Raw genomic sequence first — 15,165 nt, 5'->3', positions numbered from 1 at the left:
AAAAAATATCTCAAAAACAAGAAGATCACCTTCAAGTTCAAGGGTAAAAAGTACACTGCAAAAACCAACAAGAAAGGCGTTGCAAAAGTAACTATTAAATCTAAAGTCCTCAAAAAGCTTAAGGTTGGCAAGAAAGTAACCTATCAGGCTACATACCTGAAAGATACGGTCAAAAAGACTGTAAAAGTTAAAAAATAGAGGAATTAATCTTTCCTCATTTCTTTTTTATTTTTCACATTAACGGCAATGTTTTTACTTTTTAATCGGATTTTACTTTGGATATATCCTCTCTTTGAAGTTTTCATGTATTTCTCAATCGCCAACGTTAATGTCAAATCCGATTAATAATCTGCAATTGATTTTGTTAATGTCAAAGATTATTGGCTGTTTTTTGAAGCATATTGAATCTGTTTTGGATTTGATTCAATCTTTAAATCATCCGTGTTTGAATATAGTTTAACTGTTTTTTCATTTTTCTAAAAAACTTATATAAAGCAATTGTTTTCTATTAAATTTTATATACTTCGGCCAAGAAAAATAAATCCATATTCAATTAGTTACAATTTAGGGATAATATGAATGTAAAAAGGATGATATTTATATCGTTGATGCTAACGATTTTAACAATGGCGGCTGTCAGTGCGGCTGACGGGAATGTGACGTCACAGGAACTGGCAGTCAGTGAAGATTCAATCATTGACTCTTCTTTCATTGAGTCAGATGAATTTCTGGGAACAGGAGAAGGAACATTTTCTGATCTTTCCGCATTAATCGGTAATACTTCAGAAAATGGCATTCTGGAATTGGATAAGGATTATCAAAACAAGGGAAATGAATCTCAGATAACAATTTCTAAATCGATAACAATAGACGGTAAAGGCCATGTTATTGATGCAAACAATGCATCTAAAGTCTTCAGCATTGTATCTTCAACAGTTACTCTCCAGAATATTGTTTTCAAGAACACATATTGCAATGATGAAGATGGTGGAGGTGCCATACACTACAGATATGATGCAGAAGGTAGCATCATAAACTGCAGCTTTGAAAACTGTCATGTAAAGGACGGATATGGTGGAGGCGCAATCTATTTTAATTCTGCAGGTTCAGCCATCAACTGTAATTTCACAAACTGTTCTTCACTAGGCGATTTTGGTGGAGGTGCAATTGCATTTGAAAGCACTGACGAGGTGATTCGCATAGTCAACAACTGCATTTTCATCAACTGTTCCGATAAGGATTATGGGCTTCACTTCAATGGTGGAGGTGCAATCAGTGCAGGTAACTGCAACATCAGCGACAGCATTTTCATAAACTGTTACAGTGATGGTGACGGAAGTGCAATTTCAGTTTGGGGTGATTCCGTCGTCAGCAATTGCAATTTCACAAAATGTTCCACTCCAAGCAGTGGCACTCTAGCATACGGAGGTGAAATTGGATATTTCACAACCCTCGTTAAATGTAATTTCATGGACTGTTCTGCGGGATTGTACGGTGGTGGAATTTATGTCAGTTCCTTTTCAGGTCCTGAAGTTCTTATCAACGATTGCAATTTCACAGGATGTTTGGCAAATGAGGGAAGCGCCGTATATGTCGATGAAGAGAGCATCGCAAGAATATCTAATTCCACATTTGAAAACAACAAAGTAAAATCAGGCAGTGTAATATTCGGAGGGATAATTTTTGACTGTGTTGTGAATGAAAAGACAGCTAATGCAATCAACTCACCAAACAATTATGCTGAAATCATTCCAAAAAACATAACATCCAATGATGATGGAATAATCACAATAACACTCCCATCCGATGCAAAAGGTACTCTTGAACTCTTTATAGATGGAAATAGTGTTGCAGTGGTTGAAATAGTAAAAGGTATTGCAAAAATTGACTTGTCAAAATATAAGGATGGGACATTTCCGATAACATTCAGATATTCCGGTGATGAGAATTACCCGGGATTTGAAAAGAATTCGACTGCAACCATTCTTTTCATTCTAACTCGGATTTCAGCTCCGAATATATCAGTTCTCTATGCTGCAGGTCAAAAATATTTGATAACAGTATATGAATCTGAAGGAATTGCCGCTCGCAATGCTCTGGTGAGCATAAAAATCAACGGAAAAGCATTCAATCCGCTATACACCACTGCATTAGGGGTTGCAAGTTTCAAGGTGACACAAGTGCCTGGAACCTACAAGCTCACAATAACATCTCTTGAAAGGACAGTGCAGTCCAAATTGACTGTAAAACACTTGGTTTCACTTAAAAGTGTGGCAGTTAAAAAATCAGCCAAAAAACTGGTCTTGCAGGCAACTTTAGGCAAAGTCAATGGTAAATACCTCAAAAACAAAAAGATCACCTTCAAGTTCAACGGCAAAAAGTACACTGCAAAAACCAACAAGAAAGGTGTTGCAAAAGTTACTATTAAATCTAAAGTCCTCAAAAAGCTTAAGGTTGGCAAGAAAGTAACTTACCAGGCAACATACCTTAAAGATACTGTCAAAAAGACAGTAAAAATTAAAAAGTAGCTGCATTGGCAGTTACTTATTTTTTTCATTTTCAGCATCTCTATCCTGCCTGTGACATTTCTCTGCAAAATCCGATGTTAATATCATCTGGATTTGCCAGAATATGTAGATGTCATCACAACAGATGATTGCAATTCACATTATCTTTCACCAGATTCACTCAGCAATGCATTATTTCATCAATGATGTCAATAGATTTCATTTGCTTGAAGCACATTTCTTTTAAATCAACTGACATGGAGGGCTTCTGGCGGGTAACCGAAGTAGTGGACATACTCATGCATGATGTCCCTTCCATAATCGGTGCAGGTGTAGAGTCTGCCTTTATTCACTTTCTCATTGAGGCAGCGCACCAGATTTTTTCCTTTCATATCCATCAACGCATTTGATATCTGTGCTGGTTTCAGATTTAGCATGTGTGCGAGTTCTGAAGGCATCATTACATCATCTTCGAGTGCCATTAAAATACTTGCCCTAAATTTCGAGATTTTTAAAAAGCCAAACATTATAAATAAATCTTCTTCATCCATAACCTTAGATTAGAACATGTTAGATTTATTTTTGTGTATTAATTATCTGTTTTTTTTAACATTTTTGTAATAAATAATGTATCAGATGTACAAATGTCATCTTTTTTAGACGTTCAGTGCAATTTTGTAAAAAATAAGTAAGGGCGCCATCATTCGTTGATGGCATTCATGAATCTTTCTTTAATTTCAATAGGTGTGATGTCAATGATTGGTGCGGTTGAGTTTCCGGATTCGGTTTCATACACGATGAAGCTGGCATTGTCGCTTTCTATCATCTTTCTCAAGTCAATGTCATCGAAGTCACTGCTGTTTTTAAATCCGACGCTTTTTGCAATGTCTGCCAAATCAAGCATCTGCGCATAGGTGTCCTGATTTCCGGTTGAGCCGTAGGCGCCGTTGTCAATGACAATCCATGTGAGATTGGAAGGATTAGTTGCAAAAATTGTTACGAGTGAGCCCATGTTCATCAGCAGTGACCCGTCTCCGTCAATGACGACAACCTTTTTGTCGGGTCTTGCAATGGCCAGGCCAAATCCTATTGATGAGGCAAGTCCCATTGAACCGATCATGTAGAAGTTCTCGTCACGGTCCATGATGTCGTACAGTTCTCTTGAAGGAAATCCGATGTTGCACACTACCAGTTCATCTTCAATGCTTTTCATAATTTCTTCAATAGCTTCTCTTCTTGCCATGTTATCACCAATATTTAATTTCCAAAAGTACTGAAACCGGCTTTCCCTCTTCAACTGACATGTCCCATGATTCCATGATGTCCTCATATGCTCCTGCGGGATTTGTAGGCTTGAAGAAGTTGAAGTCCATCGCTTCAAGGAGTCTTGGTGTGGCCTCGCCCATTGGCACCTGTCCGCATATGCTTTCCCCTTCGGTTCCCCTGTGGCTCATTATCATCAGCAGAGGGAATTCATACAATTCGCTGAGGGACTTCAATGCGTTTATCGAGTTTCCAAGTCCTGAATTCTGCATCAGGATTGCAGGCTTCTTGCCGCCCAGATATGCTCCTGCACAGATTCCAATCCCTTCCTCTTCACGTGTAACAGGAATGTGGATTATCTCATCGTCATCGTCAAGCATATCCAGCACTTTTGATAGATTGACGCATGGGACACTCACGACAAAGTCGATTCCTATGTCCTTAAATGCATCATAAATAGCTTCACTACTGTCCATCTTATCACTTCAATTTAGTATAATACATTATTATATCTTAAAAGATATTTAAATTTAATTTAATTGGCTTAACATTATAGTAACCTTTTTATTTAACTTTAGAGTAATATAAAATCATGTTTGATAAACTGCCGATTTCTTCTAAAACGGAAAGAATTCTGACAAATGCATTGGATGAATCCATAACAGTTGAGGAAGCCAATCATCTTATGAACATTAACGGAGCCGATTTGCATCCGTTGCTTGCAACCGCTGATTTTTTAAGGGAAAAAATTTCTGGAAATGATGTTACATTCATCAACAACTGCAACATCAATTTTACAAACATCTGCCAGGTCAGATGCGGATTCTGCGCATTCGGAAAGGATGCCGATGACCCTGAATCATATATACTCAACGATGAGCAGATTCTAAAAAAGGCCGAAGGTGCAGTTGCAAACGGCGCTCGTGAATTCACACTCATGGGAGGGGTGCTTCCCGATGCAGACATAGAATATTACGAACATCTCCTGACACTTCTCAAGGACGCCCATCCCGACGTTGCAATACACGGCTTTTCACCGACAATGGTTCGCGATGCATGTAGGGTTTCAGGAATCGACATTGCCGAAGGTTTTGAAATCCTCAAAAAGGCGGGGCTTGACACATTGCCCGGAACTGCCGCTGAGATACTTACAGACCGCTCAAGGGAAATAATATGTCCCGAAAAGGTAAGCGTGGCAGAATGGATTGACATCATTAAGACAGCCCAGGAAGTCGGAATTGTAGGATCAGCTACAATAATGTACGGACACGTCGAGACATTGGCAGAAAGGGTAGAGCATATCGACATTATCAGACAGATTCAGGAGGATACAGGTGGATTCACGGAATTCATCCCAATGACATTCATGCACGAGTTTTCCCCAATCTTTTTGGAAGGCCAGTCAAACCTTGGAGCCACAGGAACTCAGGATCTGAAACTCTATGCCGTTTCAAGGCTGATGCTCAGGGACCTCATACCGAACATCCAGGTTTCATGGGTGAAGATGGGCTTCAGATTTGCGCAGGTTTCACTTATGGCAGGTGCCAATGATCTGGGAGGAACATTAGGCGGTGACGAGCTTTCAGAAGCATCAGGCGCTCCGGATGGTGTTGAAGCGTCAATCGAAACCTTAAGCAAAATGGTCAGGGATTTGGGAAGAAATCCGATAGAGAGAAATTCCACATATACCGAATTCTACCCGATTGAATAGGGGATAACATGAAGAAATTCATCGTCATTGACGGACTGGACGGATCAGGAAAGGACACACAGGTTGAACTGCTTGCAGAAATGTATAGGGCAAGAGGCCGGGACGTTACAATACGTTCCCATCCGTGCTGCGATAACAGATACGGCAGAAAATCAAAGATGGCACTTCTAAAGAAAGGAAAATGGAATCACCTCAAAGCCACAGTTTATTTTGGCCTTGATGCAATAAGGTCAGTTCGCAAGTACTATTACAACAAGGACACCGATGTCGTGATATTTTCAAGATACACCATGGCAGTGGCCTACCTTCCAAACGGCATAAACGTTCTAGTATATAAGATAGTTTCGTTTCTTCTTCCGAAATCGGACTGCATGTTCTTTTTGGACGTGTCTCCAGAAGAGTCCAAAAGAAGGATAGAATCACGCGGTGATAATGAAGAGATGTTTGACAGCCTTGAATCACTTATAAAGGTACGTTCCAGAACCAAAAACGTGACATATGAATGGAATGTTGTTTCAGGCGACGACCCGATTGAGGTCATTTCACAAAAGATTATCGGCAAATGCCTTGAATCCGAATAGATTCACAAAACTCTTTTTTCCGTAAAGCTTTTTCTTTAATGATAATTAATTAATAGTAGTTTGAACAGATTATATATCAATTAAAAAAATTGGAGTATAATCATGAATCATAAAAAGGGATTGCTGGTCATTTTCACAGTGCTCTGCATTTTCCTGTGCATCTCTTCAGTAAGTGCAAGCGATGGAAATGCAACCGGCGATATAATTTCACAGGATATCGTGTCGCAGGACTTGTCCACGACGCATGAATCAGACAATAAGACATTAATACAAAACGATGATGTATTGGCCGCTTCAGGCACAGTTTATTTTGATGCATCAGCTACAAAGGACGGGGACGGTTCAATAAACAATCCCTACAACAAATTTTATTCTTCAAGGCTTGCCAACGGGCAGACCGCTTATTTTGCAAACGGAATTTATGAATATTCCACTAGCGCATACACTCTCAGCAAAGGCAACGTAAGGCTAATAGGTGAGAGTTCAGATGCGATTTTCAGGACAACCTCAACAAACATGTTCACATTCACAGTAAATCAGGGCTATAGGCTTGATTTGGAAAACATCACATTCGACAATGTCCACATCTACAATAAGGGAACACTGACAGCCAACAATGTGGTTTTCCAGAACAGCGTTGGATTTACAGGATACCGCATCCCTTCAATATTGCATGATGAGGATGACGATTTCAATTCCTCTTACGGCGGAGTCATTGTCAGCGTCTCACCTGACGAATACCTCAATTACGTATACATCAACAACTGCATGTTTGCAGATAACGCTGCATTGTATGGCGGTGCCATTGCCTGTAACTCTACCTGCCTTGAAATCAGAGGATCTCAGTTTTACAATTCGCGTGCTGTTCGTGGAGGGGGTTCCATATATGCCATCAATTCGGACTTGACAGTTTCCGCATCATATTTTTCAAACAACTCCGCTTCACATGGGGGGTCAATCTATTGTGTAGACAGTGATTTGGGCATTTACTACTCAGACATTGATTATTCAACATCATCCAGTTTCGGAGGGGCTGTGGCCATAAGGTCATCTGACCTTTATTTGAATTCCGTCAAGTTCAGAAGATGCATTTCATTAATGGGTGAAGGCGGTGCAGTTTACACAGAAAAAAGCAATGCCAACATCACCAACTGTGAATTTAAAAATGCACAGGCATTTTACGGAGGGTCTGTCTGCAGCCTCAAAGGTGATTTGATATTGAGTTACTCTACATTCACTGACAGCTATGCTGGCTACGGCGGTGCGGTATATGACATGTACGGGGTCTTAAATCTTGACCATACTCAGTTCATCAACTCTGAGGCATATTACGGAGGGGCAATCTACTGCTCCCTTGTGGCTTCAATCATAAACAATTCCACAGCCACATTCACAAATTCCAAAGCATATTCAGGAAGCGATTTCTACATAGTAAACAGCGAAGATGAATTCACCAGATATGATGTTGCAAGCAATATTGTAGCTCCAATCATCAGCTACTCTCCCGCATCAGAGGGCGCTTTGCCTTCAAAATATGATTCAAGAGATTACGGTTATATCACTCCAGTTAAAGACCAGGGAGACAGCGGTTCATGTTGGGCATTCGGAGCACTTGCAACCTTGGAAGCATGTCTAAAAAAGGCAACCGGAATCACATATGACTTTTCAGAACAGAACATAAAGAATCTGATGACATGGTATTCCATATTCGGAACCAAGGGCGATCCTGATGACGGCGGAAACGAACCGATGCTTTTCAGTTATATTGCAAGCTGGCTGGGACCTATAAATGACAGCGATGACACATTCGATGACTTCGCATTCCTATCAGAAATCTACGATCCGCTCATACAGGTTCCAAACATCTACTGCATACCTGTGCGTAAGGATTCATCAGACAATGACGCCATAAAAAGGGCAATCATGGACTATGGTGCAGTCACAGTCAGCGTAAAGTTCATAACAGGATATCACACAATATGCCTTGTCGGATGGGATGACAACTACAATGGTGAGGATTATTCAGGCAACTACACCAAAGGAGCATGGATTTTCAAAAACAGTTGGGGAACAGATTGGGAAGATGCAGGATTCTCTTACATGTCCTACGAGCGACCGTTCATGAACCAATACCTGTCCGCAAACGTAAACTATGTCTATACCTTTGTATTCAACAATACAGAAACTTACGTTAGAAACTACCAGTACGACATCTATGCCATAAACGACCTCTATGAAACAGACATAGACTCAGTCATGTATAAAAACGTGTTCTGGGCAATGGATAACGAGAACCTTGCTGCGGTTTCCACATTCTTCAGGGACCCTACAGACTATACAATATTCGTTTATCACAAGGATTCACTGGTATTGACTCAAAATGGATACAGTCCTGCAGGATACTATACCATTCCGCTCACAGAAAAAATCAGGCTTTCCAAAGGCGACGAGTTTTCAGTTGTCTTCAAAATCAACAACAAGGGCACCAAATACATTCCTCTTTCATATGGGGACTATGGTGTTAAATACTTTGGTACTGAGGGTATTTCATTCTATTATGACGGCAAGTCATGGTGGGATTTGGACAAGACTCTCATCAACGGCTCACTGCACATTGCATGCATAAAGGCATTCACCACTCCGTTAAGCATGGAAAAGGTTACAATCTCAGCAACTCCATTTACAAGTGTCATTTTAAATGATGAGGTCAGCATAAACGTCAGATTCTCAGATTCCAAGATAAGCGGAGGGTTGGTCACATTTGACATTAACTCCAAGAAATATTATGCATTGGTTGACAACGGTCAGGCTTGCCTTAAAGTCAGCATTGATAAGGAGGGAAGTTATGCAATGTCCGCCCAATACAAAAACAACATCTACGAGTCCAATGTCATCAGTTTCAACTTCAATGTAGTTAAAGCGGATTCATCCGTCACAATCGATGCGGCTGATGTCGTCAAGTACTATGGAAGTTCCGACAAGTTCACAGTCAAACTGACCAATAACGGTGTCGCCTTAAGCGACATGAGCGTTAAGGTTAAAATCGGAGATGAACTGCACACTGTCACTACCGATTCCAACGGAAGGGCAAGCGTTGATTTGAATCTTGATGTGGGAATCTATGACGTTGTAACAGAATATGGCGGTTTGTCAGTTTCATCAAAAGTCACTGTAAAAACAACAATAACTGCAAGTGACATGAGCGGCACATATCCTTCAGCAAAGGCCAGTGCAACATTCCTTGATACGAATGGAGCAGCCCTTTCAAATAATGAAGTGACATTTGAAATAGGAAGGCTGCTTATTGGGACAACCACTGACCGCAACGGTTTTGCAGCTATAACTCTTGATTACGGTCCTGGAACTTACAAGGTTATTGCCAGAAATCCGGCCACAGGAGAGGAAAAGAAATTCAATTTGACTATCAACAAGGCAACTCCAACAATTTCACTTGGAAGTTCAGTCATCGGCAAAAAAGTTACTTTATCTGCCAATATCTCTTCTGGTGTCACTGGAAATTTTGTTTTCGTCATTGGAAATGAAGAATATTCAAGAACAATCAGCAATGGTTTTGCAAGTCTGATTTTAAGCGATATGGAAGTTAAAACATATTCCGCATATGTCCGATACGACGGCAACAGCAACTATTATTCAGCAAAATCCCAAACAATAGAATTCACAGTCTCAGACAAGGAAACAATCACTATAATTGCCCCTAATTCCACAGTATATTATGGAGGCAACTATAACATCGCATTATATAAAAATAATGTCCAGGCGGCTTATGAAATCATCACCCTTAAGATGGGAAACAATGCATATGAGTTTAAAACAAACTCAAAGGGTATAGCTTCCATTGCAATTGAATTGGATCCGGGAACATATGAGTTTGTCTGCGGATATGATGACGTTTCAGTCAAATCAAAAGTCACTGTCAAAAGCACAATCACAGCAAGTGACATGAGCTCAACATATCCTTCAACAAGAATTGCTGCAACATTTCTGGATTCAAACGGTGCAGCAGTTTCAAATAAGGTGGCTTCATTTGAAATAGGTGGACTGACATTTTATGCAACCACCAACGGCAACGGTCTTGCGGCAGTGGACCTTGACTATGCTCCAGGTTCTTACAATGTCATTGTCAAAAACCCTGTGACAGAAGAGCAGAGAAAATTCAGGCTGACAATCAACAAGGCCGCTCCTGAAATCACAATAACAAGTTCAGTCACCGGAAGTTCAGTTAATCTTAAGGCCACTCTTCCTTCAGATGCAACAGGCAATGTTGTTTTCACTGTTGGCGATGAGACACATACTGTAAAAATCATTGACGGTTCTGCAAGCCTGTATCTGACTACCCTGGCTCAGGGAACACACTCAGCATATGCAAAATACAATGGAAATACATATTACGCTTCAGCAACCTCATCTACAATCAGATTCACCACAGTAAAGGACACAATCAAATTGACAGCCAAGGACATGACAATGTATTATGGCAAGTTTGACGTCTACAACGTCACTGTCTTTAAAAACAATCAGGCTGTCTACAATGCCGACGTAAAGCTAACAGTTGATGATGAGGTCTATGATCTTACTACCGATGTCAACGGTGTTGCTTCAATCATTGTCAAGCTATATCCTGGAACCTATACCTTCATTTCCAAATATGGCGGTGAATCAGTTTCATCCAAGGTAACAGTCAAATCAACAATCATTGCTGAGGATTCAACTGTTGACTTTGAACATGCAAACGTTTCTGCCAAATTCCTGGACAAGGACGGAAGGCCTGTTTTAAATAAGGATGCAACATTCCAAATCGATGTAGGTTCATACATCGCAACAACAAACAGCAACGGTGTTGCAATGAGTGATGTCGTTTTAAATCCTGGCACATATGATGTTTTAATTACAAATCCGGTTACAGGCGAGGAAAAGTATTCAAAACTTACAGTTACCGAAACACAATGCAAGATAACTGTAAAAAGCCTGTCTAAAACTTACAGCGATTCAAATAAGTTGCAAATCAGAGTCACTGACTTGAATGGAAAACCGCTGGTCAAGCAAGGAGTGTATGTGGAATTCTATGATGCAAACTACTTCCTCACAGACTTCTATGATGTGACTACCGACAGCAACGGTTATGTGAAATTCAACTGCAATTTCGTTCCTGGATATTATAATGTTGAGGTAAATGTCGGAAGCAAAGTTGCTTATACCTCTGTAACAGTCAAAAAGATGGCTTCCAAGATTATTGCGTCTCAAAAGTCATATAAGGTAAAGGCAACCAAAAAATATACCTTGACATTAAAGAACAGCAAAAACAAAATCCTCAAAAATCAGAAGGTAACCTTAAAGGTTGCAGGTAAGACATACTCCGGAAAAACCAATTCAAAAGGAAAAGTGACTCTAAACCTCAAAAAACTCACAAAAACTGGCACTTTCAAGGCGACCATCAAATATTCCGGAAACGCTTACTATAAGGCCATAACAAAAACAGTAAAAATAATTGTAAGAAAGTAGAAGTCATCTTCTGCTTTTTTAATCTTTTTTTTTAAATTCCTTTTCTCTCATAAACGAATTTAGGAACTGCCTTGTCAAACGGATCGAAGGTTTCCCTGTCTTTAACTTCCATGCATTTCATGCTTACCTTTGAGTGTAGTGATGAAGGAAGTCTCAGGATACGTTTCAAGTCTATTGTAACCTTTGCATCAATTGTTGCAAGATTCACTCTTGCCATGGCTTCAACAAGATTCTTGTATCTTCTAGGGCCGATGTCCTTTTTAAACAAACCCCAATTGTCGTTTTCAAGGTGATGTCTTGAAGCTACGATGTCCTTCATGAGCTTTGGATTGATTCCGTCAATCTTTTCATTCCCGACCAGATGCTGAACGTTGAACTTGACCTTGTCTGTGAATATCTTGGAATATCCCACAGGAATTGTGAAATGCTCAAAGTTGAAGCTTTGGTTTGATATTTCAGAGTTCATGAAATGTGATTTCGGAACCTCGGCACCCGCAACATACTTGAGGACTTCAGATCTCAGTTCGCTGTTTGCCCCCATCATCTCCTTATCAAGAATCCTGATGTGATATCCACGTCCGGAATAGATGAGATGAATGTTTTTAAGGCCCAAATCAGATTCAAGAGTGTCTATAAGGTTGTTGACTATTTCTAAAGCTTCACCAAGACATATCTCGCACACTCCGTCACATTGACATGACCTGATTGGAATGTCTTTAGCATCAACATCGAAGATGTATTCTGCCTTAAGCCAATCTTCCCTTCTTTTTGGGTTGTTGTAGAATGCAACGGAAATGTATGCTGCAAAAGGAGCCTTGTATCGAAGGAATTTACGAAGGGACTCTGTTCCTCTAAAGACTTTGTATCTGTCGTTAGGGCCTCTGCCGTTATGGTCAAAACCGAACTCCCGCTTCTTTATGTCGGTGGCGATGAATGAAGGCAGGTCTTTCGGGTCCCATTCTTCACGATAGTATTGTCTTCGCTCTTTTATTGTAGCTTTAGAAAACATGATTATAAGTTTATTTTTAAAGTATATATTAATTTGGCAAGTGCGGTTTTGCACGGATGTGCACTTTCACAAATAAGTTTATTTATCATGATTTTTATATATTATATGGCTGTGTGAATAGTATTGTTCACATGGTTTCATGACAAACATTGTTAAACTTCATAGTTTGGAAGATTTTTTCATTGCGAAAATTATCATTCATATAATGATAATTTTCCTCCATTTATAAGATTCTGCTCATTTTTTGGATAACTTTATTATTCTCTATTTTTAAATATAACCACATGAACGAATTTGTTGAAGTGATTGGGGTTGAACACTTAAAGACTGTCCTGTCGGGACTGTCACCTGAAGACATCGTAAAGCCGGCTTATGACAATTGGCTGCCAGGCATAAAGACAGGCCACACTGTCTTGAACCTTGAGACAGGCAATGTTTACGGTTTGGGTGTTGATTTCAATCAGCTGCATATGGCCACTGAAATCTACATTGAACTGTTTACTATTGAATCTCATGAGGAGCCTGTAAGCGAACAGGATTTCTTCTCCAAAAGCGAATATGAGGAATTTCTTGACTTCAGCAGTGATGACCCGTGCGATTACGTTCCCGACATCATAACTGATTTCTGCGAAAAGAAGGGCATTGACGAGTATGAGCGCACTATAGGAATTCTGGCATATAACTTTGAAAAAGAGGAACGCGCCAACTATAACATGTGGGAATCAAAGATTTTAAACAGGTATTATGATGCAATCTATGAGGATCACAATCCGTTTCAGTTTTCCCAGTCTAGTCTTTAGGAGCTTCCTTGTCCAACTGGAACTTCTTGCGTCCGTAACAGGACAGCGGATTGTTTATTCCTTTGCATGACTTGTCCGGATGGCACAGGTTAGGCAGGTGAATCTTAATTTTCTCGCAGCTCATCGGAGTGTACCATTTGGTTTCGCCCTCATGGTTGATGTCTACCCGATCATGCATTCCGAAGCCTAATTTTGAAATGATGTTGATTTTTTCCTGAGGCTGGTCTTCAAATAATGGTGGTGTACAGTTGTCTGCAGCGTCAAATATCAAAGGCAGGATTTCATTTTCAGTGATTGACAAATCAGGGTCCATATCTGACACCTTGACGGATTCGTCTGATGCGAATATTCTCGGATACAATCTTGCATATGAAGCAAATGATGTTAAAAGAAGCACGATTGCATCGTTACGCCCGCCTGATGAGACTCCCTCAACTGTTGATTTTATGCAAGGTGGAAACGCTTCAGGGTTAAGTTTTCCGGCTTGAACTGTTCCGTAGATTCCTCCGCTTCCCGCATAATACTGGTTGTATTTTCCGATTTCTTCAGGGATGAAATCCTTTAATTCTTCACCTATTTTCAGTATTGCAGGGTGTATTTCGATTCTTGCAGACATTTCCTTGATTCTTGCAATGTATTCTTCTGTTTTCTGCATGATGAGTCTTGACAGGATCTGTTCCTTGACGCTGTCACCGATAAGTATTCCATACATTCTCTCCGGGCTTCTGTCGGTGAACTTGTCTGCAAACCTGCCCAGAAAGTCGTCCTGCTGGAGAATGATTTCTCCGTTGTCAATCAATAAATCTGTAAGCTTGAGCTTTTTGGTTGCTACAACGTCCCTTAGGGATTTCCAGTGTATCGCTCCGTCTGTTTTAACTTCTTCCAACACTTCATCGATGATTTCAGCCCTGGACATTGGAGGTATTTTTGCAAGTCTCTCCATAATCAGTGTTCCCTGGGACTCGACGAAGAGTCTTGTCTCACGTGAGCCTGTGTTGAACTGGATAGCTATGGCCTGGCATAATATGTGAAAGGTGACTACATCCTGCATGAATAGGTTGTCGTTTGTGAGGTATTCGAATTCGGCCTGGGTGTAGTTTTTGTTGTTCTTTTTCTCGATTGCCCATTGCATGCGTTTTATTGCAAGGTCATGGTATGATTTTGGAATGATGCTGTCATCTGAGATTCTCTGGTTTGTGGTGTGGATGATAATGTCGATTAAGGATTCATCCTCCTCAAAAATCTGGTTTAAGTCACCGTACTGTCTGATGATCTGTCTTCCTTCGTTTGACAATGGGTTGATATATGATACTTCAGCCATGTTCTTAACTTTTTATTTCATTCATTAAATAGATAACTCATTTTTAAAATCAATATTGCTTTTTTGTTGGAAATGGGGTGATGGCGGGTGAAATTTCTTTCACCCTCAAGAATTTCCTTTTCAAATCCTCAAATTATGTTTTTAAAAATATATTATATTAGTTTAAATTAATTCATTTTCCGTTATTATTTGATAATGTTCTTTTTCACCAAATTTTCACAAATAAATTTTTTTTTAATTTTCAAATTCACTTCTGCTTAATATAACACTGTTAAAAAATAATACTTTATAATATATAAATTACATAATTATATCATGTTTAAAATAGTTAAGGAGATTAGATAAATGTCAAAGATTTTTATTTCATGTGCACTTCCTTATGCAAATGGGCCATGCCATTTAGGCCACATCCGTTCCACCTACCTGCCGGCGGACATATACGCAAGGTACAAC

The 15,165-nt window shown here is 39.8% G+C and carries 12 protein-coding genes; 7 read left to right on the top strand and 5 right to left on the bottom strand.

Going from position 1 to position 15,165, the window contains the following annotated elements:
- Nucleotides 1-198: hypothetical protein (locus Q0W26_RS08870; RefSeq protein WP_298524082.1), on the top strand; the 198-nt coding region annotated here is incomplete at its 5' end.
- Nucleotides 199-608: 410 nt separating this feature from the next.
- On the top strand, nucleotides 609-2,528 hold the full coding sequence (locus tag Q0W26_RS08865) for a hypothetical protein (RefSeq protein ID WP_298524080.1): 1,920 nt from the start codon (nucleotides 609-611) through the stop codon (nucleotides 2,526-2,528).
- A 227-nt stretch (nucleotides 2,529-2,755) separates the two neighbouring features.
- On the opposite strand, the gene Q0W26_RS08860 is transcribed toward Q0W26_RS08865, so the two are convergent.
- The 3 genes from Q0W26_RS08860 to comD form a co-directional block, all read right to left on the bottom strand.
- Nucleotides 2,756-3,058: a MarR family transcriptional regulator gene (locus Q0W26_RS08860; RefSeq protein ID WP_298524077.1), complete on the bottom strand. Its 303-nt coding sequence runs from the start codon at nucleotides 3,056-3,058 to the stop codon at nucleotides 2,756-2,758.
- Between the two features lie 149 nt (nucleotides 3,059-3,207).
- Nucleotides 3,208-3,750 (bottom strand): sulfopyruvate decarboxylase subunit beta, encoded by a 543-nt coding sequence (gene comE / locus Q0W26_RS08855; RefSeq protein WP_298524075.1) that lies wholly within the window; start codon nucleotides 3,748-3,750, stop codon nucleotides 3,208-3,210.
- 4 nt (nucleotides 3,751-3,754) lie between these two features.
- The gene (gene comD, locus Q0W26_RS08850) at nucleotides 3,755-4,246 is read right to left on the bottom strand and encodes a sulfopyruvate decarboxylase subunit alpha (protein ID WP_298524073.1); all 492 of its coding nucleotides are present in this window, start codon (nucleotides 4,244-4,246) and stop codon (nucleotides 3,755-3,757) included.
- 116 nt (nucleotides 4,247-4,362) lie between these two features.
- Here comD and cofH point away from each other — a divergent pair, with 116 nt between their 5' ends.
- The 3 genes from cofH (at nucleotide 4,363) to Q0W26_RS08835 (ending at nucleotide 11,582) form a co-directional block, all read left to right on the top strand.
- Nucleotides 4,363-5,481, top strand: a complete 1,119-nt coding sequence (gene cofH, locus Q0W26_RS08845; protein ID WP_298524070.1) for a 5-amino-6-(D-ribitylamino)uracil--L-tyrosine 4-hydroxyphenyl transferase CofH — start codon at nucleotides 4,363-4,365, stop codon at nucleotides 5,479-5,481.
- Nucleotides 5,482-5,489: 8 nt separating this feature from the next.
- On the top strand, nucleotides 5,490-6,062 hold the full coding sequence (locus tag Q0W26_RS08840) for a thymidylate kinase (RefSeq protein WP_298524067.1): 573 nt from the start codon (nucleotides 5,490-5,492) through the stop codon (nucleotides 6,060-6,062).
- Between the two features lie 102 nt (nucleotides 6,063-6,164).
- Nucleotides 6,165-11,582 carry an Ig-like domain repeat protein gene (locus Q0W26_RS08835; protein ID WP_298524064.1) on the top strand — a complete coding sequence of 1,806 codons (5,418 nt, stop codon included), beginning with the start codon at nucleotides 6,165-6,167 and terminating at the stop codon, nucleotides 11,580-11,582.
- A gap of 31 nt (nucleotides 11,583-11,613) precedes the next feature.
- Here the strand turns inward: Q0W26_RS08835 and priS are convergent, their stop codons facing one another.
- Nucleotides 11,614-12,591, bottom strand: coding sequence for a DNA primase catalytic subunit PriS (priS, locus tag Q0W26_RS08830; protein WP_298524061.1), 978 nt, complete (start codon nucleotides 12,589-12,591; stop codon nucleotides 11,614-11,616).
- Nucleotides 12,592-12,875: 284 nt separating this feature from the next.
- Here priS and Q0W26_RS08825 point away from each other — a divergent pair, with 284 nt between their 5' ends.
- On the top strand, nucleotides 12,876-13,391 hold the full coding sequence (locus Q0W26_RS08825) for a hypothetical protein (RefSeq protein ID WP_298524057.1): 516 nt from the start codon (nucleotides 12,876-12,878) through the stop codon (nucleotides 13,389-13,391).
- On the opposite strand, the gene priL is transcribed toward Q0W26_RS08825, so the two are convergent.
- Complete coding sequence (priL, locus tag Q0W26_RS08820) at nucleotides 13,381-14,712, bottom strand: DNA primase large subunit PriL (RefSeq protein ID WP_298524054.1); 1,332 nt, start codon at nucleotides 14,710-14,712, stop codon at nucleotides 13,381-13,383. The genes Q0W26_RS08825 and priL overlap by 11 nt on opposite strands.
- Before the next feature lie 345 nt (nucleotides 14,713-15,057).
- Here priL and Q0W26_RS08815 point away from each other — a divergent pair.
- A partial coding sequence (locus Q0W26_RS08815) for a class I tRNA ligase family protein (RefSeq protein WP_298524084.1) occupies nucleotides 15,058-15,165 on the top strand: 108 nt, incomplete at its 3' end.

It is taken from the genome of uncultured Methanobrevibacter sp. (assembly GCF_947169325.1).
In the GTDB taxonomy this organism is placed as follows: Archaea; Methanobacteriota; Methanobacteria; order Methanobacteriales; family Methanobacteriaceae; genus Methanocatella.
Note: the sequence above shows the minus strand (reverse complement) of the source record. Positions and strands in the feature narration are given on the sequence as shown.

What these genes read in the sequence shown, in the direction of transcription:
- Q0W26_RS08865 (WP_298524080.1), top strand. Translation starts at nt 609, where the DNA reads ATGCTAACGATTTTAACAATGGCGGCTGTCAGTGCGGCTGACGGGAAT.
- Q0W26_RS08860 (WP_298524077.1), bottom strand. Translation starts at nt 3,058, where the DNA reads ATGGATGAAGAAGATTTATTTATAATGTTTGGCTTTTTAAAAATCTCG.
- comE (WP_298524075.1), bottom strand. Translation starts at nt 3,750, where the DNA reads ATGGCAAGAAGAGAAGCTATTGAAGAAATTATGAAAAGCATTGAAGAT.
- comD (WP_298524073.1), bottom strand. Translation starts at nt 4,246, where the DNA reads ATGGACAGTAGTGAAGCTATTTATGATGCATTTAAGGACATAGGAATC.
- cofH (WP_298524070.1), top strand. Translation starts at nt 4,363, where the DNA reads ATGTTTGATAAACTGCCGATTTCTTCTAAAACGGAAAGAATTCTGACA.
- Q0W26_RS08840 (WP_298524067.1), top strand. Translation starts at nt 5,490, where the DNA reads ATGAAGAAATTCATCGTCATTGACGGACTGGACGGATCAGGAAAGGAC.
- Q0W26_RS08835 (WP_298524064.1), top strand. Translation starts at nt 6,165, where the DNA reads ATGAATCATAAAAAGGGATTGCTGGTCATTTTCACAGTGCTCTGCATT.
- priS (WP_298524061.1), bottom strand. Translation starts at nt 12,591, where the DNA reads ATGTTTTCTAAAGCTACAATAAAAGAGCGAAGACAATACTATCGTGAA.
- Q0W26_RS08825 (WP_298524057.1), top strand. Translation starts at nt 12,876, where the DNA reads ATGAACGAATTTGTTGAAGTGATTGGGGTTGAACACTTAAAGACTGTC.
- priL (WP_298524054.1), bottom strand. Translation starts at nt 14,712, where the DNA reads ATGGCTGAAGTATCATATATCAACCCATTGTCAAACGAAGGAAGACAG.